A 24725-nucleotide genomic window follows, 5' to 3' on the forward strand; every position below is an offset into this window, starting at 1 on the left:
CCCTTCTAGCCCAAGGGTTGAGGCCATTGTCCCGTTTCAGGACTGGCTGATCACGCACCGCCACACCCCGACTTTTTCAGGTCGAAGTAGCTAGCAACACAAATGGGGGGTACATGGTGGGGCAACGCACGGCGCCCGTCGTGTGGCTCATGGATATTGACCACCCCAGCAGTCACTTCTCGTCGGGTGGGCAGTGGTGGAACCGGTCGAGAGCATCGACGGAGACTGGGTTCGGCGGTGAGAGAGAAAGCACCAGCTGCACGCCAGACATTGTCGAGTACGAGAGTTCGCGGACGAGAACGTTGTCGAGTTCCGTGCAGACCTCGGCGTGTTCGAGGGGCCGCGCGCTTAGATGGTCTGGTGCGCAGCTCATTTCGTGGGCGCGTCCGCTCAGAGTTCCCACAGTGCGAGTAGCGCTGCCCGGAGGCTGGGGGAGCGGACGTAGTGATCGGTCCGCAACCGTGACCCGGGGTGCCCGAGGTCGGTGAGCGCCTTCTCGGCGTCGGTGAGAGCCACGGGGGGCAGGTCGGTGCGGGTGCGCAGGAAGAACAACACCGCTCCGCCCGACCGTGGGATCCGCATCGGATCGGAGATCACCACGGCCGGCGGGTAGATCCACTCGTCACCGGTGGAGACGAAGACGATCACGTCGCCGCGCCGAAGGGTGCCGCGTGTGTCGAGGCGGAGCGAGGCGAGTTGGTACTTCACCGCCGGCCCGCCCTCCGCCGAATGCCGGCCCCGCTGGGTGTCGAGGACCTGTTGTTCGGTGTCGGTGGGTTGATAGTCGACGGCGTGTTTGACGAACATCCGGCGCACCGGTGTGGGCAGGAAGTCCGTGTCGGTGCGGAGGCGGCCGGTGACCCCGGGCAGGGGGACGGCGCGGCCGATCTCCCACTCGAGGATCGCGTCGTCGAGGAACACCTGATCGACCTCGGTGATCTCGTCGAGGCCGTCGATGAACGTCCGGACACCGGCCACGATCTCGGGGTCGTCGGTGATGACCACGGCGTCGTCGGCGAGGGTGGAGTTCCCGGACGCGTTCGCCGACCCGATCACCGCCCGGGTACTGGTGGCGATCACCTTCGCGTGCAGGGTCGGTGACGACAACACCCGCACCCCCTTGTTCACGTAGTAGGTGAGGGCGGCGGGGGAGGTGGCGTGCGCCCGGATAGCGGCCTTGGAGGCGTTGACGACCAACATGTCCCCGGCGCGCAGCGGGAGCAGCTCGGGTGCGTCCTGGCCGAGGTAGCCGATCGCGGCGTACCGGGCGCCGCGGGTGCGGATGGCGCGGGTGATGTGCGGCCACGGGCTCGGCCCGTGGAAGGTGGTCCCCATACCCACAGACGGTAACCGGCCCGCCTTGGGTGTGGTGCCGGTCCCGGGCAACGCTAAAAGAAGCTCAACGGGGGCGCCGTCGGTCGGCGCTCCTCGGCGAGGTCGACGGCGCCGCGGGTGAGGGGCTGACCGCGGTCACCCGGGGTGCAGCGATCCGGTCGAATCTCGGTTGCGGACAACGCGTCGGCGTCGGCTTCGGCCCCGACCGGCGGACCGGCGCTCGTACGCTATGGGCACCACGAGACGCGACCGGCGGGAGAAGGATCATGAGTTACGAAGCGATCTACGACGGGGTCCGTTATCCACTCGCCGATGCGGCCGCCGCTCACGGCCTCGAGGACGACATCCGGGGCATCTTCGCAGACAGCGGCAACGGGGGATTCGTCGGTTTCGTCAGCCAAAACTCGACGGTTCTCCTGCTGATCACGCCGGCGACTCCGATCGCGATTCGGGGCAGCGACGAGCCGAACCCGACCGTCGTCCACCGCTGGTAACCCCAACCAGAGCAGATACCTCCGTCGGCCGCGCCGGTGTGTCCGCCCTATGGACGAGGGGTTGTCAAGTGAGACTTTCGGCATCCACTGCCAAGTAGAAGGAGGGTACGGTGCCCAGCCTCATCTTCAATGGTGTCACCTACGGCATCAGCCAGACCCGATTCGAGGCCACCCGGGAGCTGCTCGCACGGTTCGCCGAGGGACACACCCTGGGAGTGACGATGTCGCTCACCCATGACGGCGCCCGGCACCACCTGTTCATCACCCCCGGGGTACCGATCACGCTGGTGGAATGACGACTCCGCGGTGGTCGAGTCACGACGGTTTCCTGCGCTGATGTGCCCGGGCAGTGTCTCCGGCGTCGTCGCCTCCAGCGTCCGTCGATGCCCCCGGCGCGGTGGTAGCACCCCGGTCAGATCCTGGGCGCAACTCTGCGCGCAAACATGCCAGCAAAAATACCGGTAACAAGGCACGTAGTGGGTAGGGTGATGTCCGCGCACGTATACGGGTGGCACACCGAACACGAGTGGGTGGGGATGGCGAAGGTAGGAAATTCTCAAGGCGGCTCCCGCCGCCGCCCGACCGGGGCCGGACGAGGCGCCGCGGGGTCGGGGAAACGCGCTTCCGGTGCGGGAGACTTCAGTGGTGCGGGAACACCGAGTCCGGAATTGACGGCGAAGCTGGAACCGCGGAAGGGGCCGACGAAGGTTCCGCTCAACACCCGGGTCCTGGCCTCGACGGAGGCCCGGCTGAACTGGCTGGTGAACCACCGTCAATCCACGGTGACCAATGTCGTGGACGTTGCCCTGCAGGAATTCTTCGACCGCTACCGGGTCCCACCGGCCGATCTCGACGGCCGGATCGCCGAGCCGGAGTCATGAGCTCCCCGTGGGAGCAAATCCCCCTGTTCGCACTGCCCGACACCACTCCGACGACCTCTGAATCCGCCGCCGATGACGGTCTCCCCAACGCCACCGACCAGGTGGGCCCGAAACCCACCGTTGCCACGCACCCTGACTTACACGAGCCGGGGAACGCTGACTCGCACGAGCAGGGGGACGCTGAGTCGGACGAGCGGGTTGACGTCGCCGAAACTCCCACGGTCGCCGAATCTCCCACGGTCGCCGAATCTCCCACGGTCGCCGAATCTCCCACGGTCGCCGAAACGCCCACGGTCGCCGAAACGCCCACGGATATGGAGTCTCCCGAGCTGGTCAGCGTTGAGGCCGAGGCCGATGGCGACGCGGTAGATCCGCCGGTGTGGGAGGCGCTGCCGGCGGGGGAGGCCGCGGACGGGCATGCGCTGATCGTGACCGCCGCCGGGACGTACACCCCTTCGGGAAAGGAGCTGACCGGTCCGGTCGACTCACTCGAGAAGCTGGACAAGCTGATTCGCTGGGCCTCGTTGACCCCGTTGGGGGCACCCGCCCAGATCTGGGTCGTGGGGTTGGCGGCGTGTGAGCTACTCGGGTGGGTCATCGATCCGGGCAGTGAGGACGACGTCGACGACATGGAAGCGTTGCGTACCCGCGCCGCCACCGACCTGACCGCAGTGCTGCATGCCACCCTGCCACCGTTGCTCGGTGCGGGGTGGGAGCTGCGCGGCGAACCCGGGCATGTGGTGCACCTGTCCCGCACGATCGGGAACTTCACCTCGATGGTCGATGTGGTGATCGAACCGTATGTGTGGACCTATTGGAACAAGGACTTCGGCTGGCACAACCGGGTCGGCGATATGGGTGTCCTCGGCTCACCCACAGCGGGAACCTATCTCCCGGACGACGACCTGCCGGCCGCGCGGGAGTTGGGCCGCCGGCTGGCCTGGTGCGCCCAGCATCTCGGGGTGCTCCCCGGGCCGACACCGGCCCGCACCGGCGCCGCGATCATCGACAAGATCAAACGGGAACGCACCCGATCGGGCAAGGGCATCGTCGTGACGACCGCGGGTCCGGTGCCGCCGCTCGATGGGGCGCCGCGCGGGGACCTCGAGCCCGCGGTCGGCTGGACCCGGGTCCCGGAGACCAGTGATCTCGAGGATGCGTGCCGGTTGGTGTCGATCGACCAACGCGCCGCCTATTTGGCGTCGGCCGGGATGCTCGAACTCGGCTACGGGCAACCCACACATCTGACCGGCGCGGCCGCACCCGCTGCGGCGGTGGGGGAGAAGGGCACCCCGTTCGGGTTGTGGCGGATCACCCTGCCACCCGGGCAGACGTTGTCGCTGCCCGAGAAGCTGCCTCTGCCGCATCCGCACATGCTCGCCGATCAGCCGGTGCAGACCTGGGTCACCTCGGTCAGCATCGACGGGTTGTGTGCACCGGTCGCGGATGGTGGGATCGGTGCCGATCTCGACGACCTCGAGATCACCGAGGCGTGGGTGTACCCGCAGCAGGGGCGGGTGCTGGACAAGTGGGCGAAGATCCTGCGCGAGGCCCGCAAAACCGCCGTCGACACCCGGGATGCGGCGATGAAGGGATTTCTCGGGTCCTGCTACAAGGGGTACATCGGGCGGATGGTGAACCCGGACATGTGGACCGCGACACGAATGCAACATCACCACCAACCGTTGTGGCGGGCGTCGATCATCGCGCACTGCCGGTGGCGTGGCCGCCGGGTCGCGATGCGCATCGCCCGTCAGCACCATCGTTGGCCGGTCCGCACCGTCACCGACTCCTGGGTGTACCTCCTCCCCGAAGGGGAAGACATTTCCGACCCGAGCGAGGCGCTGGGAAAGATGACGGTGGAAAAGGACGTGACCCTCACCGACACCCTCCTGCACACTATGGCGTCGGCTGCGGATGTGCACGAGGTGAATCTGGCGATCAAGGCCGCCTTCGCCGACCACGCGGACGCCGCCGCCGACGACGACGGGGAGGGGGTGGACTGATGGCTTTGCATCTGCCGAAGCCGCGGACCAGGAAACCGGCGCAGCAGGCGGTCGGGCTCGACGGCCTCAAAGTCTCGGTGGCGAATGCCGCGACCAGTGGGGTGGAGAAGTCGAAACAGGTCAAGACCGGGGGACTGGCCGGGCTGACCAGCAAGGTGACGGTCAAACAATTACGTACGGAGCTCGGCAACGAGGGTTTGCGTCAGGCGGCGATCGACGCCGGCCGCACCCCGCCGTCGGACCGCACGTTGCGCCGGTGGGCGCAACAGGGCCGCATCCCCCACGCGGATGTGCTCGAGCGGGCGCAACGGCGGGCGGCGATCGAGCGCCTCGGCGGTATCGACGTGGTGGCCGCGAAGATCGGACGGTCCCGCTCGGCGGTGTCCCGGTACCGGTCGGGGGAGACGAACGAGTTGCGTGCTGATGCCAGCAAGAAACTCAAAACTGTGCGGGCCGAGGACATCATGGCCCGTGCCGGGGTGTTGCGCCCGGATGGGACACCGAAGACCGCGGTCATCCGGGTCAAGGGTGGTGTGATGGTCCGCAACGGCGCCGACGAAGGCTACGACTACCGGGTCCGCACCCTGGACTTCGCGAACTCCGACACCCCGTTCACCCCGGACGAGTCCCGCGAACTCGCCGCCGCCCTCGCCAACGATGATCACGCCCGGGTCGTCGCCTTGCTCGAGCGGCACGCCACCCTCGACTACCCGGAGAACAAGGGCTTCGACAGATACAGCGACCAATTCGGATTCCACTTCGACCACATCGACTCCGTCCACATCGACTGGATCTGATCTGAAGCGGTTCGGCTCATTCAGGTGGATACCATGACCGGTTTGGTCGCTGTGATGCCGGTCCGCGACCGATATTGCCGGGATGTGCTGTCGGACTGGGGTAGCTGGTGCATTCGGAGCACACGTGCGGCCGGTGTGCGAACATCGGTGATGGTGAAACGCACCGGTGTTCGCACGCCGGCCGCGTTCGAGTTCTGCTCTCGAATTTCACTCCTGCTTGAGCGCGTACCCGTGTAGTTGCCCGTCGGCCGCCCAGTTGTGCAGGACGTCGTAGTAGGCGAGTGGGCCGTCCCCGTATCGCCCGCCGATGAAGAGGTCCGCAGCAGTCTCGGCCTTGCCTTCGGCGTTGTAATAACCAGGTGTGCATTGAGCGAAGAACCGGAACATCGCATGGTTCTTGGGGGACTCGGCGATAATCCGGACCCACTGTTCGACGTCTCGGGGTTCTGCCTCGACAGCGCGTGCATTCTTGGCTTCGGTCTGGCCGACGATGTGCGCAACGTACTGAGACTGCTCGTCCAGGAGGTGCACAGCGTTCACCGCCGACGCAGTCTGGGTGTTTCCGCCGATGAAGAACATGTTCGGGAACTTGTCGGTCGACATGCCGTGCAGTGTCCGGACGCCGTTCGCCCAGTGCTGCGAGAGCGTTGTCTCCCGCCCGATGATGTCGAAGCCAGTCAACTCGGTGTATGAGATTGCCGATTCGAATCCGGTCGCCATGATCAGGCAGTCGAGAGGGTGCTCGACACCGTCCACTACGACACCGTTTGGTGTGAATCGCTCCACGCCCTGGCCGTGAGTGTCGATCAACGTGACGTTCTTCCGATTGAATGCAGCGAGATAGTCGTCGTGCCACCCGGGCCGCTTGCACCACCAGCGGTACCACGGCTTGAGAGCCTCGGCGGTGGTCGGATCTTCGACCACGTCGTCGACGCGGCCTCGGATCTGGTTCATCAACCTGTAGTCGTTGATCTCGGACAGCTCGGCGAGCTCTTCCTGCGTCGGCGGCCGTCCCAACCGCTTGGTCACCGAGTCTTCCGGCTCGGCGAGGACCTCGAAAGCTGCAGTCCATCCATCGCCGACCATGTCTACGTCGGGCCGCACGTAGCCGGCTTGGGTGCCGAATTGAACATGGGCTTGGAAGTTTTCGCGGCGTTCGCGCTGCCACCCGGGTTTGGACATATCGACCCAGTCGGGTCCGGTTTCGCATTGTCCGCGGACCCCGACGGTCGAGGGGGTCCGTTGGAACACCAGGAGCTCGCCGGCGTCTTTGGCGACTTCGGGCACGATTTGCAGAGCCGTCGCACCTGTTCCGACGACTCCGACGCGCTTGTCCTTCAGCCCGGTGAGTCCACCCTCGCTGCTACCGCCGGTGTAGCTGTAGTCCCATCGGCTCGAATGGAAGATGTGGCCTTCGAATTGGTCGATGCCGGGCAGATTGGGGAGTTTCGGCAGGCTCTGACGGCCGCAGGCGAGAAGGAAGTAGTCGGCGGTCAGCTTGTCGTTGCGGTCCGTTTGAATGTGCCAACGGTTCTCGTCCTCGGACCACTGTGCGCCTGTGATTGCGGTGTGGAAGCAGGCCTTGTCGTAGAGTCCGTATTCTTTGCCGATTCGCTGGCTGATTTCGAGCATTTCTGCTGCATAGGCGTACCGGTGCTTGGGGGCGTAGTTCAGTTCTTCGAGCAAAGGGAGGTAGATGTGTGCTTCGATGTCGCACATGGCACCCGGGTATCTGTTCCAGTACCACGTTCCGCCGAAGTCGCCGCCGGTCTCGATCACCCTGACATCGGTGACTCCGGCGTCGCGCAGCCGAGCGCCCAGCAGCAGTCCGCCGAAGCCGCCGCCTGCGATGATGACGGAGGTGTGATCTGTCAGGGGCTCGCGGGGAACGTCGGCGTCACTCCACGGGTCGCGGCTGTACTGCTCGAACCGCCCGACTGAGGTGCCGACGTACTGCTTCTTTGCGTCCGGGCGGATGCGGCGGTCACGTTCGTAGTCGTATTTTTCTTTCAAAGCGGTTGGATCGAAATCCAGCTCACCAATGAGTTTGTCGTTCGACACTGGTTCCTCACCCTCGTCTGGCGGCGTCTGTTCGAGTGACGCCGTATGCAGGTCTGCTGTTGTGCATTCCTAGCCGTGTTGAAGCGGATCCCGGGGCATACTGCTGGGCAGTAGTAGCCTCTCCGGGTTGCTGGGATTGCTACCGTCGCACTGCATTCAGTTAATCAGTGATCGTGATCACCTTGAAGCGACATCGGTCGCGACGGACCGAGACAATTGTTGCGAAAAACGGGGTGGTGCTTCCCGAAAGCGGCGTGGTGCCCGCGCAGACTCACACTCTCAGACGGGACGACACGCAGGTAACTCAAGCCTGGTTCGGGCAGACGAAAGCCGCCACGGTCGAAGTCGACCATGGCGGCACGCCACGCCCCTGGTACAGGGATTCGTTGCGGCATCCGAGCAGCACGTTTCGCGAGCGCATGCCCGGCGCCCCAGTCTCACACGCGACCGTGGTCGTGAACCGGCTGAAGCTTGTCAGAGGAGGCGGAGCAGCGTGGCGTTGGCCTGTCCGCCGCCCTCGCACATGGTTTGCAGGCCGAATTCGATGTCGTTCTCGCGCATGTGGTGAACCATGGTCGTCATCAGCCGGGCGCCGCTCCCGCCGAGGGGGTGCCCGAGGGCGATTGCGCCACCGTTGGGATTCAACCGTTCTTCGTTGGCCCCGACTTCCGTCAGCCACGCCAAGGCAACCGAGGCGAAAGCTTCGTTGACCTCGTAAGTTCCGATATCGTCGATCGTGAGGCCGCGCCTCGCGAGCAGTTTCTCGGTCGCGGGGATGGGACCGGTGAGCATCGGCATCGGCGGAGATCCGATGACGACTGCTGTATCGATGGCTGCGATCGGTGTGAAACCGAGCTCGGCGGCGGTGTCGGATCCCATGATCAGCAGTGCGGCGGAGCCATCGCTGATCTGTGAGGAATTGGCCGCGGTGATCTTGCCGTCCGGGGTGAAGGCAGGTGTGAGCTTGGCGAGCGATTCGAGGGTGCCTCCGCGCCGGACCCCCTCGTCGACCGCTATTTTCTCTCCATCGACCGGGATGGATGCGATCTGGGATTCGAATCGTCCGGCGTCGATTGCCGCGGCAGCTTTGGCGTGGGAGCCGAGGGCGAACTCGTCGAGCTGTGTTCGCGACAGTCCCCAGTCGTCGGCGATCTGTTCTGCACCGATTCCTTGATTGGGGAACTCGGATCCGAACCGCTGGGAGTAGAGCTCACCGAGCGGGGAATTGCCCGCCGCGGTCGACGATCCGATGGGGATGCGGGACATGGATTCGACGCCGCCTGCTACGACGATGTCGTAGTGCCCGGCAACTACGCTCGCTGCGGCGAAGCTGACGGCCTGTTGCGATGACCCGCACTGCCGATCGATGGTGGTGCCGGGGACGTGAATGGGCCATCCTGCGGACAGCGCCGCGGTCCGAGCGATGTCGAAGCTTTGTTCACCGACCTGACTGACGCATCCCCAGATGACATCCTCGACCGATGCGGGATCGAGGCCGGTTCGTTCGATCAGTGCGCGCAACACGTACGCCGACAGATCGGCAGGATGAACGGAAGACAGCCCTCCGTTTCTTTTGCCAACGGGCGAGCGGACGGCATCGACGATGACTGCTTCACGAGACATGAACATGCTTTCTGATCGAGCGGAATCTGGTATGCGGGTACTGCGGCGGAGCCGGCCTCATCGGTGCGGGGGTGACCACACCGGCCATCGTCAGAACCAGTCGGCGGACATGTCGACTGTGGTCCGATCGAGACTGACGAGAAGATCGAATTGAGCTCTCGTGGCCGGGAGTTCGTAGCGGAAAAAGTAGCGCGCTGCCTGACGCTTTCCGTCGTAGAAATCACCCTGCGAATCTCCGACTGCAAGGAACTGTTCGAGCCAGATCCAGGCTACGACGACGTGGCCGACCGCTTCGAGGTAGATCGACGAGTTGGCCAGCGACTGCGCCTTGTCGGGTTCGTCGCGAAGAGTCGTCGTCACCGCTCGGGTGCGGTCGACCGCAGCTTTGAGGCCAGTTGCCAAATCGGCTGCTTCGCCGCCCGCGTGCTGGGCACGTTCGATGGTGGAACCGATGGTGGCCACGAGCAGGTCCAGACCTGCACCGTTTTGCATGACCATCTTGCGGCCGAGCAGGTCGAGACCTTGGATGCCGTGTGTCCCCTCGTGGATCTGGTTGAGTCGGTTGTCGCGGTAGAACTGTTCGACGTCGTAGTCGCGGGTGTAGCCGTAACCGCCGTGCACTTGAATGGCGAGGTCGTTGGCGCGTAGGCACCACTGGGATGGCCAACTCTTCGCGATCGGGGTCAACACATCGAGCAGCAGGGTCTTCTCGGCCTGCTGCTGTGTGTCGTCGAGGGTGTCCTGCTCATCGACGAGGTTGGAGCAGAACAGGCCGAGGGCGAGGGCGCCTTCGACGTACGCCTTCTGAGCGAGGAGCATCCTCTTGACGTCGGCGTGTTCGACGAGAGGAACCGGCTTGGATGCGGGGTCGCGGTCGGTTTGGCTTCGTCCTTGAGTGCGGGTGAGGGCGTAGCTGACCGATTGACGGTAGCCGGCGTAGCCGAGAGCGGTGGCAAGGAATCCGACCCCGATTCTCGCCTCGTTCATCATGTGGAACATGTAGTTCAGCCCACGGTTCGGTGAGCCGACGAGGTATCCGATCGCCCCGCTCGACCCCTTCGGGGCGTAGCTGCCGTCCCCGAAGTTCAGCAGGGTGTTCGTGGTGCCACGGTTGCCCATCTTGTGGTTCAACCCGACGAGCGCGACATCGTTGCGTTCTCCGGGGTTGCCGTCGGCGTCGAGGACGTATTTGGGAACGATGAACAGCGAGATGCCCTTGACGCCGGGTGCGCTCCCGGGGATCTTCGCAAGTACGAGATGGACTATGTTCTCGCTCAGTTCGTGGTCGCCTCCCGAGATCCACATCTTGGTGCCGGTCAGCCGGTAGCTGCCGTCCGACTGTTCGACAGCTTTGGTCGTGATGTCGGCCAGGGAGGATCCGGCCTGGGGTTCCGACAGACACATCGTTCCGAAGAATCGGCCTTCGAGCATCGGCCGAACGTAGGCGTCGATTTGCTCCTCGCTCGCGTGGGCGACGAGTAGATTGGCGTTCGCCACCGTGAGGAAGGGATAACCGGTGGTGGATGCGTTGGATGCCTGAAACCACGCCACCGATGCCCGCATCACCGACATCGGCAGTTGCATCCCGCCGAGTGATTCATCGAACGATCCGGCGAAAAGCCCCGCCTGTGCAAAGACCTCCAAGGCTTTCTTGGCCTCGGGTGTGGTGACGACCTTTCCGTCGTCACCTATCGTCGGTTCCTGGGCGTCCGCGAGCTTGTTGTGGGGCGCGAAGAACTTCGCGGCCATGTCCGCACTGAGGTCGAGAACAGCGTCGAAGGTGTCCCGGGAGTGTTCCGCGAACCGCGGGCGTTCGGTGAGTGACTCGACATCGAGCCATTCGTAGAGCAAAAACTCGATGTCTCGGCGCGAGAGCGGTGGCGTGGTCATGACATTCCTTCTGTTCTAGATCGAAACGCCGCCGTCGACCGGCAACACGACACCGGTGATGTACCCGGCCTCCTCGGAAGCCAAGAACGCGACGGCCGTGGCCATTTCGGAGGGGTCCGCGAATCGAGCGATCGGGCCGGTGACTTCCGGGATCTTGTCTTCCGGAATGGAGTCCGTCATTCGTGTGGCGGCGTTGGGCGAAATCGCATTGACGGTGACACCGAACAGTGCGAGCTCCTTGGCGGTGGTCTTGGTGAAACCGATGATCCCGGCCTTGGCGGCTGCGTAGTTCGCCTGACCTCGATTACCGCGAAGACCGGTGTAGGAGGTCACATTGACGATGCGTCCGTAGTTCTGGGTCCGGAAATGAGGCACAACGGCGCGGGTGAAGCGGAAGGTGCCGCCGGCGTGTACATCGAGCACCTGCGACCAGTCGTCGTCGGTGAGCTTCCACACGACACGATCGCGCAAAATCCCGGCGTTGTTGACCACGACGTCGATACGGCCGGTGCGCTCGACCGTCTCGCTCACCACTCTCTCGACATCCTCGGTGTTGCTGACATCGGCCTGAGCAGCAACAGCACCGACATTGTCGGCCGAACGTGCCAGCTCGTCACCGTCGAAGTCCACCATGACTACTTCAGCACCGGAAGTCGTGAAATGCCGGGCCAGCTCGAGACCGATCCCTCTGGCGGCGCCGGTGACAAGAACTGTTCGTCCGGTGAAGTCGAAGTTGATGTTGCCCATTGATAGTCCTGTTCGTAAGTAGGTCGCGCCGGGTAGCGGTCGGGTCCGGGTGTCGGTCAGTGCTGCTCGACGACGGAGGCGCGTTGCAGCACGGTCTCGAAGATCCGGGCCGTGGCTGCGTCGACCATGACACCGTCGATGGCGACGGCGCCGTCGCCGGCGGCTTCGGCTTCGCGCATCGCGGTGACGACCTTGCGTGCCTGCGCTACTTCCTCCTCGGAGGGGGAGTAGACGTCGTTGGCGAGCGTCACCTGGTTCGGATGGATCGCCCATTTGCCGACCGCGCCGAGTTCTGCGGCCCAATTCGCCTGTTGGAGGTAGGCATCGTTGTTCTTGAAGTCCCCGAACGGACCATCGATTGCATCGAGGCCGTTACTGCGGGCAGCAATGATCAACTTCGTTCGAGCCGAGTGCCAGATGTCACCCGGGTAGCCGGAACTGGTGCCGATGTGTGCCGATCTCATTCCGTGACTAGCAGCGAGGTCACCGACGCCCAGGATGAGCGCCTCCAACCGCGGGCTGCTCGCCGCGATCTCGTCGACGGCCGCCAGAGCTTCCACTTCTTCGATCAGTACCTCCAAGCCGATACCGCCGATCTTCAGGCCGTGCTTGTGTTCGAGCTGCGTCAGCAGAGTGTCGATGAACCAGACGTCGCGCGCGGATTTGACCTTGGGAATGATCAACACGTCCAGGTATGCACCTGCGCCTGCAACCACTTCGGTGATGTCGTCGAGGCACCAGGTCGTCTGGACACCGTTGATGCGCACCGCGCGGGTCTTCCGCCCCCACTCGAGTTCGCGCAAAGCGGTGACGGCCTGCTTGCGTGCCACGTCCTTGGCGTTGGGCGCGACCGCATCCTCGAGATCGAGGAAAACGAGATCAGCGTCGCCGGCCGCCGCCTTGGCCATCATCTTTTCGCTGGTAGCGGGGGTGGACAGCTCTGATCGGCGTGGCCGCACCGGCCTCGGGTTCGTCATCGGTACTCCTTTAAAGATGAATGTGTGAAATGGATGCTGGTGAGTGTCAGGGGCGCCAGTGGCTGCGCCGCTTGATCAACACACGGCGTGTGCACTCGAACACGACGCGCATGTCGGCTGTGGCGCCCCAGTGTTGGAACTGCACGACACCGGCGTCGTCACGGTCCGCTGGTTCGACGGACAGCACCTGGGTGTACGCGTAAATCGTGTCTCCGTGAAAGACACCGGCTTTGAATCGAATACCATTCAGACCCAGCTCGGCGAGAGCATTCTCGGCAGTGTCCTGACTGGTGAGCCCCAGAGTGAGCGAGCCCGTGATGAGCCCGAAGACCAACCGGCTCTTGCCCCACGGCGAGTCCTTCATCGCCGCTTCGTTCCAATGTTCCTGCGCGGTGTTCATGACCATCTTGGTGATCAATTGATTCTCGACCTCGTCGATGGTCGCACCGCGAGCATGCTTCCAGCGCTGGCCGACCTCGAACGATTCGAACCACGCCGAGTCCTCGGTGACCCAGTCCAGTGGAGCTGAGTGCGATTGTGTCTGAGTCATTTCCGGTGGCTCCCTTCGATCGGTTCGTGTGCCTGCACTACGGCGGCGGTGCCGCCGTGGCCGCTCACCGCAACTCCTTGGTGGCCAGCAAGTTCTTACGCACGAAGTGCAGGACCACCCGATCGTGTTGGTCGAATGCAGTGGTCTTCCACGTCACGATGCCGTATCCGGGCCTGCTGGCGGAGGCCCGCGTATCCAGGACGATCGACTCGGTGCGCACGGTGTCCCCGGAGTAGATCGGCTGCTCGAACACGCACTCTTCAATGCCCAGAAAGGGGCCACCCGATTCGCTGAGATCCTCGACCGACAACCCCACGACCGTGCACAGTACGAGGAACGGGTTCAACTGTGCATCCTTGTGCCCGTGGGCGCGAGCGTACTCGGCGTTCAGGTACATGGGTGACCAGTGAGCGAGTGCGGTACTGAACAACACGTTGTCCGCGGTGGTGATCGTGCGGCCCCAGTGGTGAGTGAAAACCTGTCCGGTTTCGAACTTCTCGAAATAGGCGCCGCGTTGACGAACGGGGAACTCGGCGAGATCGGGGGTTAGTGCGGTGTCGGTCATGGACTTCTCCTGACAGTGGGCTTCACACCCACGATACATAGTTAGTAGTTGACTACCAACTAACGTGCCTATCGATGAACTAGACGGCGGCGCCGACACTGCGGAGGTCGACCTCGTCGGTCCGCGGCAGGCGGAATACACAGAAGCCCGCCAGCAGACAGAAGATTGCCAGCATCGTGAGCACTGCGCCCAACCCCAGTCCGCTGGCGATGAGCAACGACGCCGCGACCGGACCGAGGCCACCACCGACGAGGGAGGAGATCTGATAGCTCATCGACACCCCCGTGTAACGCACGCTGGTGGGGAACAACTCCGAGTACAGCGCACCGATCGGTGCAAGACACAGCGAGTGGAAGGTGAAGACCAGCGCATACGCAAGCATGACTCCGACCGTGGTCGCGCTGGTGAAAAGCGGTCCCAGCAGGAGAAGGTTCACGGTTGCGAGCGTCACGCCGACGGCGAGCACGCGGCGACGACCGAATTTGTCGGCGAGAATGCCGCCGATCGGGATGCCGATGAATGACATCGCCACTCCCACGATGGACGCGTTCAGCAGGAAAGATCGACTCATTCCCAGCTCGGTCACTCCGTAGGAGACGAAGAAGGTACCCATGCAGGAATGAATCATGAACGGCCCGGTAAAGACGCCTGCAGCGAGCACAAGAGACTTACCGTACTTCGTGAACACGACTGTGATCGGCAATCTCGTCGCCTGCGCATTCGTTTCGGCGGCCTCCACCATCACTGGACTTTCGGTGATCCGCAGCCGCATGTACACCGCCAGGCCGAACAGAACCACTGTCGCCAGGAATGGCAGTCTCCAGCCCCACACCAGAAAGTTGTCGCCGGTCAGCGCGACGACCGCGGCGAAGGCCACGAACCCCAGAAGCACGCCGAATGCCGAACCCATGGCGGTGGCGCTTCCCATGAAGGACCGCCGCTCCGTCGACGAGTGCTCCGTCGTCATCACTACCGCCCCGCCCCATTCACCGCCGACGGAAATGCCCTGTACGACGCGAAGAGTGACCAGTAGTACCGGTGCCAGAGCTCCTACGCTGGCGTAGGTCGGCAATACGCCGATGAGGGCGGTGGCCACACCCATGAGGACGACCGTCGTGATGAGGGTGGTCTTGCGGCCGATCTTGTCACCGAAGTGCCCGAACACCACTGCGCCGACGGGCCGGGCGATGTAGCCGGCCGCAAGCGTGAGGAACGACAGGACCACTCCCACCGACGCCTGCGCTGGGCTGAAGAACAGCGGACCGAAAACCAATGCTGCCGCGGTGGCGTAGATGCTGAAGTCGTAGAACTCGATGGACGCGCCGATGAAGCTGGAGAACCAGACGCGCTTCGGTTGCCTTGCCGGTGGCGATGACAGTATTGCCGTGTCGCTCTCGATCTCGGACATGTGGGCCTCTTTCGGATCTAATCGGGGCTGGGGAAGCCTTGAAGGTTTGGGTGCCCTCGCCGGCGAGGGCGGAGCATCCGAGTACCGATGCTCTCGCCCTCCACGTCAAACCATTTGTCTCATGTCGTCCGGTTGACGTTGGAGCACTGGACTGTGCGTTTGTCGGCGAGTTCAGAGGGTGTAGCGGATGATCGATTCGGCGATGCACGCCGGCTTCGGGGACTCGTCGGGGTAGATGGCGACTTCCACGATCGCGTCGACTGCACCTGGACGATCGACCACGTCGAGGATCCGACCCTCGGCATGCAGTCTGGAACTGGACGGGACCGCGGCGGGAAAGCGAACACGATTGAGTCCGTAGTTGATGGAGGTCGTCGCGCCGTGTACCTCGATCAGGTCCGTCAGAAACGGTGCGAGCAAGGACAGCGTGAGAAAACCGTGGGCGATCGTGGTGCCGAAGGGCCCGTTCGCTGCCCTGTCTGCGTCGACGTGAATCCACTGATGGTCTTCGGTGACCGCGGCGAACTCGTCGATACGTGCCTGCGATACCTCGATCTTTCTCGAGGCTCCCAGGTCGGCACCCTTCGACTGCCTGAGATGATCAATGGAGGAGAAGGTGGACACCGGCGAAGACTCCGATCTGTTGAGGCTGCCCGTCCTGTCGTGGACGTCAGCAGTGTTGCTAAATAAAACGGTGATGCGCAGGCGCGAAGCGACGGTGAAAGCTCCTCTTTGCCGCGCCCCCGCGCCGCGTCGAGCCCGACACGAGGTGCCGCACGGGACCCCGGTGCCGGCTGCTGTAGTGCGAAAGCCGAATCTGCAATTTTGTGATCAGCCTTGGGCGGTGGTGACTACATCGACGGTTCAGCAGCCGATGCGGAAACAACAGATTTTGCCCGCACCGCCTGAAGAATCAGGTCCGACGAGTTCGTCTTCCAGACGAAATCGCGTGCACCCGCCGCCCTGGCGTGCCGCGCGTCGTCCTGCCTCACACTCAGCGCCACGACATACTGATCGTGGCCAATCCTCCGGATAAGTTCGCAGCTGCTTGCAGGGTCGGGTAGCCGCATGTCGACCAAGATGAGATCAAATGGTGCCGACTGTGCTTCGGATAGTGCCGTTGCAGCATCGGCAATTTCGATAACCCGTGCGTTCGTGTGGGTCGCCTCCATGAGCCGTTTGAGCGCCGAACGTGCTCTCTTGTCCGAGTCGACGACCATGATCGAAGGCCCGGCACCCGGATCGCGTGGGACGGATGCAGCTGGCAGCATGTCCATCAAATCCTCTGTCTCGGTGTGCGTACCATCAAATCAGCTGTGACGCCACTCACGTAGAGTCCAGCGACCCGGAATGGCCGAGTCAAATGTCTCGTCCTGGCTCGATGCCCACAAAGCCCCTGTTCGTCAACCAGGTTTCTGGGTACGCTTTCGGCTGGAGCGAATGCGCTTATAACTCTTTCGACTGTGTATGCAACCGGTCGTCGTTGATTCGAATCGAAGGTGAGTTCTTGATGACCCGTACTTTCCGTCCACGCCGATCCTGCTTGGCAGTGCCGGGTAGCAATCCAAAGATGCTGACCAAAGCGCAGAGCCTCGCGGTCGACGAGGTCTTCCTCGACCTCGAGGATTCTGTGGCGCCATCGGCCAAGGTCGCCGCACGCACCAATATCCTCACAGCTCTACACGAAGGAGATTGGCGCGGAAAGGTCGTCGTCGTTCGGGTCAACGATGCCGAAACTCGGTGGGCATATGACGATGTCATCGAAATCGTCCGGGGGGCCGGCAAAATCATCGATTGCATCATGCTTCCCAAGGTGGAGAAGCTCGCGCACATTCATTGGCTCGATGTCCTGCTCGGCCAACTCGAACGGGACCTGGGGCTGCCGGAGGGCAAGATCGGCATCGAAGTACAGATCGAGGGCCCGTCGGGTCTGAGTATCGTCGATGACATCGCAGCGTCGACTCCGCGAGTGGAGACTCTCATTTTCGGTCCCGGAGATTTCATGGCGGCGATGCAGATTCCGACCCTGGTGATCGGCGAAAACAGCTACGGCGGACACAACCCCATCGATCCTGTCTTCATGACGCTCGCGATGACGGCACGCAAGTACGGCTTACAGGTCATCGACGGCCCCTATGCTGTCATCGGGGACACCGAAGGATTCCACCGGGCAGCAGTGCACGCCGCTGCATTCGGTTTCGACGGTAAATGGGTGCTCCATCCCACCCAGGTGGAGGCCGCGAACACGGTGTTCTCGCCCGCGCAGGACGCCTACGACAAGGCCGAAGCCATTCTGGAAGCATACGACTACCACCGCTCTGCTGACGGCGGAGGACGGGGCGCTGCCATGCTCAACGGTGAAATGATCGATGAGGCCAGCCGCAAACTCGCACTCGTCACCGCAGAAAAAGGACGACGAGCGGGTCTGACGCGAACAGCTGAACTCGCTCGGTGAGCATCAGAGACGGCGGCGGTCCGCTCAGACAGTTGGTTGTCGCCGCCGCCGAACTCCGCTTCGACGACCTTCCGGACGACGTCGTGGCAACAGCTAGCCGAAACATTCTCGACACCATCGGTGTCGCACTGGCGGGCGCGGACGAACCCGTGACCGAGATCATGCGCAAAGCCCTGACCGTCGAGGGCACTGGGTGCGGTCCGTCCCGGATCTGGGGCACGACCTTGAAGAAGTCGGCGATCGATGCGGCAACGCTCAATGGCACAGCCGCCCACGCCCTGGACTTCGACGATTGGGCACCGGGCTCGGGTATCCACCCCTCGGCTCCTATTCTGCCGGCTGTAATGGCGGTAGCCGACGAGATCGGTTCGAGCGGCGCGGACGTGATCACCGCGTACGTCGCTGGCTATGAAGTTCAGGAACGACTCGGATTGGCTGTTGGCAAGAGCCACTACGACCTCGGGTTTCATACCACGGGGACGATCGGAACATTCGGCGCAGCGGCAGCGGCAGCGCAGATGTACGGAGCCGACCCCCATCAGATGTCGACCGCTCTGCGGGTGGCCGCGACCCAGGCTGCGGGACTGAAAGCAATGTTCGGCTCGATGGGTAAGCCTTTGCACGCGGGCCGCGCCGCTGCGGCCGGCATTCTGGCAGCGCGCCTGGCAATGAACGGATTCGTGGCATCGAGCGATTCGGTCCTCGGGGAACAGGGATTTGTCCCCACCCATTCAACCGGTATCGACGAGGCTTGGCTGCACGCGCGGTTCGATGAGTTGTGGCTCGTTCGGGATACTCGAATCAAGCGCTATGCAGCATGTTTCGGCACCCACGCAGCCATCGACGCTGCGCTGACCTTGCGTGCCGATCCGCTGTTCGACGCCGGAACGATCGAGCGCATCGAGCTCGACATTCCTCAAATCTGCGTCGGAGTGTGCACCATCGCCGCACCGACCACGGCGCTCGAAGCCAAATTCAGCATCGCCTTCGTGATCGCAGCGGCCCTCATCCATGGCGCCGCGGGCGTCGAGCAGTTCACTGCAGCCTCCCTCGCCGACCCTGCGGTACAGCGGCTGGCACGAGTTGTGCGTCTGCGCCCCAATGACTGGATGGACAAAACCAGGACCGATGCTCGAGTGTTCTTCACCGGTGACCGGCTCGCGTCGGCATCGGCCGACGCAAACGAAAGCTGGATACATCTGTCCGACAGCGAGCGGGTCGTGCAGGTGAGGCGCAAGTTCACCACCCTGGCCGCGCCGATCATCAGCTACGAGCGCGCTGCGAAACTCGCCGATCGGATCACGAACCTAGCGCACTGCCCTGACATGAGCACCATTGCCGATGATTTGGTGCCGCTATCGGGCGAGCAGTAGGACTTCCACCGTTCGCGTGAGCACAGACTGCGTAGCCGCACACGTGCTCGCCGACGGTCGCCGCCAGATTGGGATAACAACCCCACGGTCAGTTGGAGCCCCAGTGGATTGGTTCGCAGGTACGGTCGCCACCCACCAGGAGTTCGTGGAGTGTGGGCTGTGCCGTCGCGCCCTCACGTCAACAAGGCCGCGCCAAGGTCATCGGCCCTGTCGGACTGACAAGAGCGTGGGGTGCCAGCGCGCCGGGTCGGGAACGGACAGCCGAGCGCGTACCGCACTATGCACACGCGACTTGTCGTCCACGACCGCGGCAAAATTGTCGGATGCGCGAGCATCGTGAGCAGGGCCGCCAGCACCTGGTGAACATCCCCCGGTAAAGTGTCCGAACGTAACGCACCGTCGGGCATAATGACCGACACCATCCTGCGTAGTCCGGCGAGTACACGCCCAGCGTGTCGGTGCATCGACGAAACAGGGCACGATCAAGACCGCAACTACTGCGCATCACACAGGCTGCCGCCGGTGTCGTTCGTGCCGGGGTCGACGTGACTGGTGCAGGTGGACAGGCGTGGTTGCGGACGGGTGCCGCCGGGAGACTGCTGAGACCGTGGCGTCGACATCGAGGAACTCATCGCTTGATCGTGTGCAACTCGAGCCCGCCAAACCAAGTCGGTAGTCGGCTCGAGTGCAGACGGGGTGGTCTCGGTGATGGTCGCCCACGCGGTCGCGGCGGCGTGGGGATGCGCGCGGCGACCGCGGTGGGTACGCTCCGCGCGACCCCCGGGCACGCGGAGCTTCCCCGACGTCTGTTCCTCATTGCGTCACAGAGTGCAGGGCGTTCTTCACTATCCAGTCAGCCGGCGGCGAACGGATTGTGGAGTCGGTCAGCGCGGTGGACGCGGCAGAATTCGGTCACTGATGATTTTTTGCTGAATCTGGCTCGTGCCCTCGAAGATGGTGGTCAGCCGCGCATCTCGCCAATACCGCTCGATGGAGTGCTCGCGGGTGTAACCGTTGCCGCCGTGCAACTGTAGTGCCTGCCCGGTGACCTCGACCGCCATTTCCGTCGCCAGCAACTTCGTCATTGCGGCTTCTTGTTCGCAGGCCACGCCGTTGTCCATCAGGTTCGCGACGTACTGGTAGAACGTGCGGGCTTGAGCCACCTTTGCGGCCATGTCCGCCACGGTGAATCGAAGGGCTTGAAAGTCTCCCAGTGGGGATCCGAACTGAACACGCGTCTGCAGGTATGCGACGGTGTCTTCGAGCGCTGCCCGGGCAAGGCCGACGGCACGTGCAGCTGTTTGTACTCGGGCGACGTTCAGCCCGTTGACGACCGCTTTGAATCCCTGGCCTTCTGCCCCGGAGAAGCCGAACGGTTCGACCATGTCGTCAGCGGTTGCGTGCACCTCGTCGAAGGTGAGATTCCAGCTGACAATGCCGTGGTAGCCGATTTTGTCGATTGGTTCGCCCGTGACTCCTGTAGGGAAGCTGTTGCGTTCCTTTTGTAGGGCGAACGTCCGGATGGGACCTGGGTCTGGACCGTCCTCGATTCGGCACATGACCAGGATGAAGTCGCCCTCGTAAGCGTTTCCACACCATCGTTTGTGACCGCTGATGATGTACCGATCGCCGACCCGGCGGGCGGTAGTTTGAATCGAGCCCAGGTCCGATCCGGCGTCGGGCTCGGAAAACGCTGCTGCCCCGATCCACTCACCTCGCGCACTGCGTCTGGTCAACTCGTCTCGGCGTTTCGGGTCGTCGAAACGTGTTCCCAGTCCCTGAGAGCGAGCGATGATCGAGGCCACGCTCATCCATGACCGGGACAGTTCTTCCGAGATCATGGCGTATTCGAAGACCCCGAGACCGAGGCCGCCGTATTCGGTAGGGACTGTGATCCCGAAGTATCCCAACTCGGCGAGTCGGTTCATGAGGTGGGCCGGAATCGCTTTTTCGGTCCGGTCATGGAGATTCGCCGCGGGAAGGACCTCGGTACTGCTGAAGGCGCGGACAGTGGTCAACAGTTCAGTGCGTTCGGCGGTCACCCAGGGCGGTTGCAGCTGCGGTGGTTGGACCGCCACCAGCACGTCTTGACTCTTGTTTCGATTCTCTGTCAGCAATGTTGACTCACTTCCAATGGGAGTTCAGGATTTCAACGTCGCCGTCGCGGCGACCGAGTTGTTCGCGTGTGACGGGTCCTTCTCACGGCCAAAGGCCTGTGCGACGAACGCGGTCAGGTATCTCAGCGCTCGCTGCGACTCCGGGACCTTGGATGCGAAGAAGGGGAAGATGTGGATCATCTCGGGCCACACATCGAGATCGACACTGCCACCGGCGTCCCGGATCTTGCGCGCCAAGCGGAGCGAATCGTCGAGTAGTACCTCGGCTGTTCCGCACTGGATCAGCACCGGTGGCAACGAGTGCAGGTCGGCGTACAACGGCGAGGCTAGGGGATCGGTCGGATCGCCCTGTTCGCCCAGGTAGCGAACGGCGTAGGAATGACTTCCTTCCGGGGTGACGATCGGATCGGCGTAGGCCTTTTCGAGTACCGATGCCCCGGTGTGGGCCAGGTCGGTCAAAGGAGAGATGCACACGGCGGCGGCAGGTAGCGCGATTGCCGCATCACGCAGTGCCACCATCATCGACACGGTCAATCCGCCGCCGGCAGAATCACCGGCCACGACTATCCGATCAGCGCGTACGCCCGAATCGATGAGCCAGCGGTAAGCGGTGACCGCATCATCGAGGGCAGCGGGGAACCGGTGTTCGGGGGCCAATCGGTAGCCGACCGACAGCACCGTCGAACCGGAGCCTTCCGAGATGCGTGCGCAGAAGTCGCGATATCCCTCGATCGATCCGATGGAGTAGCCGCCGCCGTGCAGGTAGAGCACGACCTGCGAGCGATCACAGTCGGGGACTCGGGTCCACTCGACGTCGACGCCGTTCGCATTGTCGGGTCCGAATTCGGCCGCCGGGGGGTTGTAGAAGGAGGCTGCGAACTGTTCGAAGTTGGCACGTAGTTCGGGCACGGTCGTGGTGTCGGCGCGAAAGGGGGATTCGCGCAAACGCTCGACCAGTTCGGTAAATTCTGGGCTCACCTTGTAGGCAGTCACCTCGCGGCTCCGTGAGCGGTGGCGGCGCGGGCCTCGGCACGCAGGGCATCACCGTGCTCGTCGAGCTGAGGTGCTCGGGCGCCGACAGTGGCCTGAGTTCGACTGAACTTGATGGGTTGCCCGGCAACGATCGCCCGCTGGGTGGATCCGGGGTTTTCGATCTCGACGAGCATCTTTCGAGCCCATGCGTGGGGGTCGCCGAAGATGTCCCGGATGTCGTTGACAGGCCCGAACGGAACCTTGCCACCCAACTTCTCGCGGAGCTCCGCCCGAGTGAGGTCGCGCGACCAGGTGTCGAGGATGTGCCGAATCTCGGAGCGGTGCTCGACACGGCAACCCTCGTTCCGGAACCGGGGGTCAGTGATGAGATCCGGCATTTCCATGATGCGGCACAGCGCTTCCCACCTCAGCTGGGTGGTAGCGGCGATGGCGATCCAGCCGTCCTTGACCTCGAGCACGTCGAAAGGGGTGAGAATCGGGTGCGTGTTGCCGATCGGCTTGGGTACCTGTCCGGTGTAGGAGTACTGGTAGACCATGCGTTCGCAGAGGGAGAGCATGGCGTCGAACATCGACACGTCGATCTGTTGCCCCTCCCCGGTCTGTTGAACTTCCCACAGTGCGGCCAGAACGCCGATCGTCAACATTGTCCCGGGGAAGATGTCCCCGATGCCGGGGCCGATCTTGACGGGCTTTCCGTCTTCGGTTCCCGTGATGCTCAGTGCCCCCGCCATGGCCTGGATGGTGATATCCATTGCCGGCCAATCAATGTAGGGGCTTTCACCCGACCACGCCGCCCCGAAACCAGTCAGCGATCCGTACACCAGACGCGGATTGACGCTGCGCAGTTCGTCGTAGGAGATATTGAGTCGCTCGACCACGCCGGGGCCGAAGTTCTCGACCACGACGTCGGCAGTGCGGACCAGGTCCAGTAACTCCGCGTGCCCCTGCGGGGTTTTGAGATCGAGAACGATGCTCCGCTTTCCGCGGTTGATACTCTGGAAGTACCCACCGAGCGTTTGCTGACCGTCCGTGCTGGTCGGGTACGGCCCCACTCTGCGCGTGACCTCTCCTCCCGGTGGCTCGACTTTGATGATGTCTGCTCCCAAGTCGGCAAGAATCATGGTGCCGTACGGTCCGGCAAGTGCGGCGGTCAAGTCGATGACGCGCACACCCGAAAGTGGGCCGGTCATAGCGTTCTCCTTCGTTGAGCTGACACTGCGCGGCGGGAGGTCTAACTCGAGTCGCATCAGTTCCAAAGCAGCTCCGTGTTCAAGCGGCGGGGTCGAGATGTTGCGGGTACACGTACGCCCTCATGTGGGCGAGCCATTCCCTCAATCAAGTCAAGACCTATGGTGGACGTCACAACAGGGTCGGTGGACGCGTCTCAATCGAGACATTCGTCGCAATGCGACCTCGCACCCCGCAATTGGCGAGCATCTAGGCAAGGTCATCGGCGACAAAATAGAGTTCTGCACCTGGGTGTTCGGAATTGTCACGGCAGAGAATCGAGCACTCGGCGGGGTCCGCCAGCAGAGACCGCGCCCTGTAATCCAAGACGGCCAACACTGCCGCCATCGCGCCCGCCGTCGATGACGAGCTGGCGGCCGGGTCAAGCGTGCTCGTCGGGGGCACCCAGTAGGGCGAGTTGGCGGGCGAGGCTGGTCAACCCGCCGGCAAAATTGACTCGATCCGCGTCGAGCATCCATCGGTACGCGAGGCCCCGCAGGGCATTAACTGCCAGTTCGGTGATCTCCGCCGGATCGACGCCATCTCGGAGGCGGCCGGTTCGAAGCCCGCGGGCGACCTGCTCGGTGAGGCTTCCGATGTAGTCGGCATGCAGATCGGTGACAAAACCGTGAAGTTCGGGGATGGGTTTGAGGCCTTCGAAGAGCAATGCGTAGAAGCCTCGAATTGATTGGGTCGAGTTTGCGGCGCCGTTTCCTATCTCCTCGACAACGGTCAACAGGGCGTCGATACCGGCGCTATGGGCCCCAGTCTGGGGCAGTTGTCCGTGACCGAAGCGTTCGCTGAGCCGTGTGATGAGGGCCTCGACCAGAGCCGACTTGCTGCCGAACCGTCGACTGACCATGCCGTGGCTGTATCCGGCGCGCTTGCCGATCTCGGCCAATGTTCGTACGGTCGTATCCCACTTCCGCGATGAGCTCGGCGGTAGCTTGCAATAGACGTCGGGTGGAGAGATTTGAGCGTTCCGAGTGCTTGTTCTCAGTGCTCGAGACCGGTCACCCCGACACCCGCCCTCCGAGTTAGTAGCTACCTATCAGCTTGAGCTTGTCGCTGCGAATGCGTCGTTTCCCGTCGATCCCGCCCTGCCGCCAGGGGATGGACCCCGGATCGACTGCGTGACTGCTCCGGTCGACGTCGAGCCGGGACCGGTTGGCATGAACCTCGCGCGGGAGCGCCCGGAAGTCGGCGCGTTGGGTTGCCGGAGACGA

23 protein-coding genes are annotated in these 24725 nt (G+C 63.4%); 7 read left to right on the forward strand and 16 right to left on the reverse strand.

Translation table 11 applies throughout. From position 1 onward, the window contains the following. Positions 1-390: 390 nt before the first annotated feature. The gene (locus tag ACH49N_RS36895) at positions 391-1335 is read right to left on the reverse strand and encodes a phospholipase D family protein (RefSeq protein ID WP_358276194.1); all 945 of its coding nucleotides are present in this window, start codon (positions 1333-1335) and stop codon (positions 391-393) included. Between the two features lie 266 nt (positions 1336-1601). Here ACH49N_RS36895 and ACH49N_RS36900 point away from each other — a divergent pair, with 266 nt between their 5' ends. From ACH49N_RS36900 to ACH49N_RS36920, 5 genes are all read left to right on the forward strand, one after another. Further along, entirely contained in the window at positions 1602-1829 is a 228-nt protein-coding gene (locus tag ACH49N_RS36900) for a hypothetical protein (protein WP_358276193.1), read from the forward strand. Positions 1830-1939: 110 nt separating this feature from the next. Continuing rightward, entirely contained in the window at positions 1940-2125 is a 186-nt protein-coding gene (locus ACH49N_RS36905) for a hypothetical protein (protein WP_159927832.1), read from the forward strand. A gap of 192 nt (positions 2126-2317) precedes the next feature. Continuing rightward, positions 2318-2710 (forward strand): hypothetical protein, encoded by a 393-nt coding sequence (locus ACH49N_RS36910; protein ID WP_358276192.1) that lies wholly within the window; start codon positions 2318-2320, stop codon positions 2708-2710. Continuing rightward, positions 2707-4716, forward strand: coding sequence for a hypothetical protein (locus ACH49N_RS36915; RefSeq protein WP_358276191.1), 2010 nt, complete (start codon positions 2707-2709; stop codon positions 4714-4716). Before ACH49N_RS36910 ends, ACH49N_RS36915 begins: the two co-directional genes overlap by 4 nt. Further along, entirely contained in the window at positions 4716-5513 is a 798-nt protein-coding gene (locus ACH49N_RS36920; RefSeq protein ID WP_358276190.1) for a hypothetical protein, read from the forward strand. The genes ACH49N_RS36915 and ACH49N_RS36920 overlap by 1 nt, the downstream gene beginning before the upstream one ends. A 207-nt stretch (positions 5514-5720) precedes the next feature. On the opposite strand, the gene ACH49N_RS36925 is transcribed toward ACH49N_RS36920, so the two are convergent. From ACH49N_RS36925 to ACH49N_RS36970, 10 genes are all read right to left on the reverse strand, one after another. Next, positions 5721-7574 carry an NAD(P)/FAD-dependent oxidoreductase gene (locus tag ACH49N_RS36925; RefSeq protein WP_358276188.1) on the reverse strand — a complete coding sequence of 618 codons (1854 nt, stop codon included), beginning with the start codon at positions 7572-7574 and terminating at the stop codon, positions 5721-5723. Between the two features lie 474 nt (positions 7575-8048). Next, positions 8049-9203, reverse strand: coding sequence for an acetyl-CoA C-acyltransferase (locus ACH49N_RS36930; protein WP_358276187.1), 1155 nt, complete (start codon positions 9201-9203; stop codon positions 8049-8051). An 84-nt stretch (positions 9204-9287) separates the two neighbouring features. Continuing rightward, entirely contained in the window at positions 9288-11087 is a 1800-nt protein-coding gene (locus tag ACH49N_RS36935) for an acyl-CoA dehydrogenase (protein WP_358276185.1), read from the reverse strand. A 15-nt stretch (positions 11088-11102) separates the two neighbouring features. Then, positions 11103-11834, reverse strand: coding sequence for an SDR family oxidoreductase (locus ACH49N_RS36940; RefSeq protein ID WP_358276183.1), 732 nt, complete (start codon positions 11832-11834; stop codon positions 11103-11105). Positions 11835-11890: 56 nt separating this feature from the next. Beyond that, positions 11891-12811: a CoA ester lyase gene (locus ACH49N_RS36945; RefSeq protein WP_358276181.1), complete on the reverse strand. Its 921-nt coding sequence runs from the start codon at positions 12809-12811 to the stop codon at positions 11891-11893. A gap of 46 nt (positions 12812-12857) precedes the next feature. Next, positions 12858-13502 carry a MaoC family dehydratase gene (locus tag ACH49N_RS36950; protein WP_397505141.1) on the reverse strand — a complete coding sequence of 215 codons (645 nt, stop codon included), beginning with the start codon at positions 13500-13502 and terminating at the stop codon, positions 12858-12860. Then, positions 13426-13926, reverse strand: a complete 501-nt coding sequence (locus tag ACH49N_RS36955) for a MaoC family dehydratase (protein WP_358276179.1) — start codon at positions 13924-13926, stop codon at positions 13426-13428. The genes ACH49N_RS36950 and ACH49N_RS36955 overlap by 77 nt, the downstream gene beginning before the upstream one ends. Before the next feature lie 79 nt (positions 13927-14005). After that, complete coding sequence (locus tag ACH49N_RS36960) at positions 14006-15334, reverse strand: MFS transporter (RefSeq protein ID WP_358276178.1); 1329 nt, start codon at positions 15332-15334, stop codon at positions 14006-14008. A gap of 171 nt (positions 15335-15505) precedes the next feature. Beyond that, complete coding sequence (locus ACH49N_RS36965; protein ID WP_358276176.1) at positions 15506-15958, reverse strand: MaoC family dehydratase; 453 nt, start codon at positions 15956-15958, stop codon at positions 15506-15508. A 227-nt stretch (positions 15959-16185) separates the two neighbouring features. After that, positions 16186-16611, reverse strand: coding sequence for a response regulator (locus ACH49N_RS36970; RefSeq protein WP_358276175.1), 426 nt, complete (start codon positions 16609-16611; stop codon positions 16186-16188). Positions 16612-16844: 233 nt separating this feature from the next. Between ACH49N_RS36970 and ACH49N_RS36975 the strand changes: the two genes are divergently transcribed. Beyond that, positions 16845-17789, forward strand: coding sequence for a CoA ester lyase (locus tag ACH49N_RS36975; protein WP_358276203.1), 945 nt, complete (start codon positions 16845-16847; stop codon positions 17787-17789). Then, on the forward strand, positions 17786-19162 hold the full coding sequence (locus ACH49N_RS36980) for an MmgE/PrpD family protein (RefSeq protein WP_358276173.1): 1377 nt from the start codon (positions 17786-17788) through the stop codon (positions 19160-19162). Before ACH49N_RS36975 ends, ACH49N_RS36980 begins: the two co-directional genes overlap by 4 nt. A 494-nt stretch (positions 19163-19656) precedes the next feature. On the opposite strand, the gene ACH49N_RS36985 is transcribed toward ACH49N_RS36980, so the two are convergent. From ACH49N_RS36985 to ACH49N_RS37005, 5 genes are all read right to left on the reverse strand, one after another. Next, the gene (locus ACH49N_RS36985) at positions 19657-19794 is read right to left on the reverse strand and encodes a hypothetical protein (protein WP_358276171.1); all 138 of its coding nucleotides are present in this window, start codon (positions 19792-19794) and stop codon (positions 19657-19659) included. 252 nt (positions 19795-20046) lie between these two features. Next, complete coding sequence (locus ACH49N_RS36990) at positions 20047-21246, reverse strand: acyl-CoA dehydrogenase family protein (protein WP_358276170.1); 1200 nt, start codon at positions 21244-21246, stop codon at positions 20047-20049. Between the two features lie 57 nt (positions 21247-21303). Beyond that, positions 21304-22272 carry an alpha/beta hydrolase gene (locus ACH49N_RS36995; protein ID WP_358276168.1) on the reverse strand — a complete coding sequence of 323 codons (969 nt, stop codon included), beginning with the start codon at positions 22270-22272 and terminating at the stop codon, positions 21304-21306. Beyond that, entirely contained in the window at positions 22269-23462 is a 1194-nt protein-coding gene (locus tag ACH49N_RS37000) for a CoA transferase (RefSeq protein ID WP_358276166.1), read from the reverse strand. The genes ACH49N_RS36995 and ACH49N_RS37000 overlap by 4 nt, the downstream gene beginning before the upstream one ends. 419 nt (positions 23463-23881) lie before the next feature. Then, on the reverse strand, positions 23882-24400 hold the full coding sequence (locus ACH49N_RS37005; protein ID WP_358276165.1) for a TetR/AcrR family transcriptional regulator: 519 nt from the start codon (positions 24398-24400) through the stop codon (positions 23882-23884). Between the last annotated feature and the right edge of the window lie 325 nt (positions 24401-24725).

Origin of the sequence: Rhodococcus sp. NPDC019647 (assembly GCF_044389235.1) — a bacterium.
Classification (GTDB): domain Bacteria; phylum Actinomycetota; class Actinomycetes; order Mycobacteriales; family Mycobacteriaceae; genus Rhodococcus_F; species Rhodococcus_F oxybenzonivorans.

Excerpts from the sequence above, each read along its gene's own strand:
- ACH49N_RS36895 (WP_358276194.1), bottom strand. The coding sequence starts at position 1,335 with ATGGGGACCACCTTCCACGGGCCGAGCCCGTGGCCGCACATCACCCGC.
- ACH49N_RS36900 (WP_358276193.1), top strand. The coding sequence starts at position 1,602 with ATGAGTTACGAAGCGATCTACGACGGGGTCCGTTATCCACTCGCCGAT.
- ACH49N_RS36910 (WP_358276192.1), top strand. The coding sequence starts at position 2,318 with ATGTCCGCGCACGTATACGGGTGGCACACCGAACACGAGTGGGTGGGG.
- ACH49N_RS36915 (WP_358276191.1), top strand. The coding sequence starts at position 2,707 with ATGAGCTCCCCGTGGGAGCAAATCCCCCTGTTCGCACTGCCCGACACC.
- ACH49N_RS36920 (WP_358276190.1), top strand. The coding sequence starts at position 4,716 with ATGGCTTTGCATCTGCCGAAGCCGCGGACCAGGAAACCGGCGCAGCAG.
- ACH49N_RS36930 (WP_358276187.1), bottom strand. The coding sequence starts at position 9,203 with ATGTTCATGTCTCGTGAAGCAGTCATCGTCGATGCCGTCCGCTCGCCC.
- ACH49N_RS36935 (WP_358276185.1), bottom strand. The coding sequence starts at position 11,087 with ATGACCACGCCACCGCTCTCGCGCCGAGACATCGAGTTTTTGCTCTAC.
- ACH49N_RS36940 (WP_358276183.1), bottom strand. The coding sequence starts at position 11,834 with ATGGGCAACATCAACTTCGACTTCACCGGACGAACAGTTCTTGTCACC.
- ACH49N_RS36945 (WP_358276181.1), bottom strand. The coding sequence starts at position 12,811 with ATGACGAACCCGAGGCCGGTGCGGCCACGCCGATCAGAGCTGTCCACC.
- ACH49N_RS36955 (WP_358276179.1), bottom strand. The coding sequence starts at position 13,926 with ATGACCGACACCGCACTAACCCCCGATCTCGCCGAGTTCCCCGTTCGT.
- ACH49N_RS36960 (WP_358276178.1), bottom strand. The coding sequence starts at position 15,334 with ATGTCCGAGATCGAGAGCGACACGGCAATACTGTCATCGCCACCGGCA.
- ACH49N_RS36970 (WP_358276175.1), bottom strand. The coding sequence starts at position 16,611 with ATGGACATGCTGCCAGCTGCATCCGTCCCACGCGATCCGGGTGCCGGG.
- ACH49N_RS36975 (WP_358276203.1), top strand. The coding sequence starts at position 16,845 with ATGACCCGTACTTTCCGTCCACGCCGATCCTGCTTGGCAGTGCCGGGT.
- ACH49N_RS36985 (WP_358276171.1), bottom strand. The coding sequence starts at position 19,794 with ATGAGTTCCTCGATGTCGACGCCACGGTCTCAGCAGTCTCCCGGCGGC.
- ACH49N_RS37000 (WP_358276166.1), bottom strand. The coding sequence starts at position 23,462 with ATGACCGGCCCACTTTCGGGTGTGCGCGTCATCGACTTGACCGCCGCA.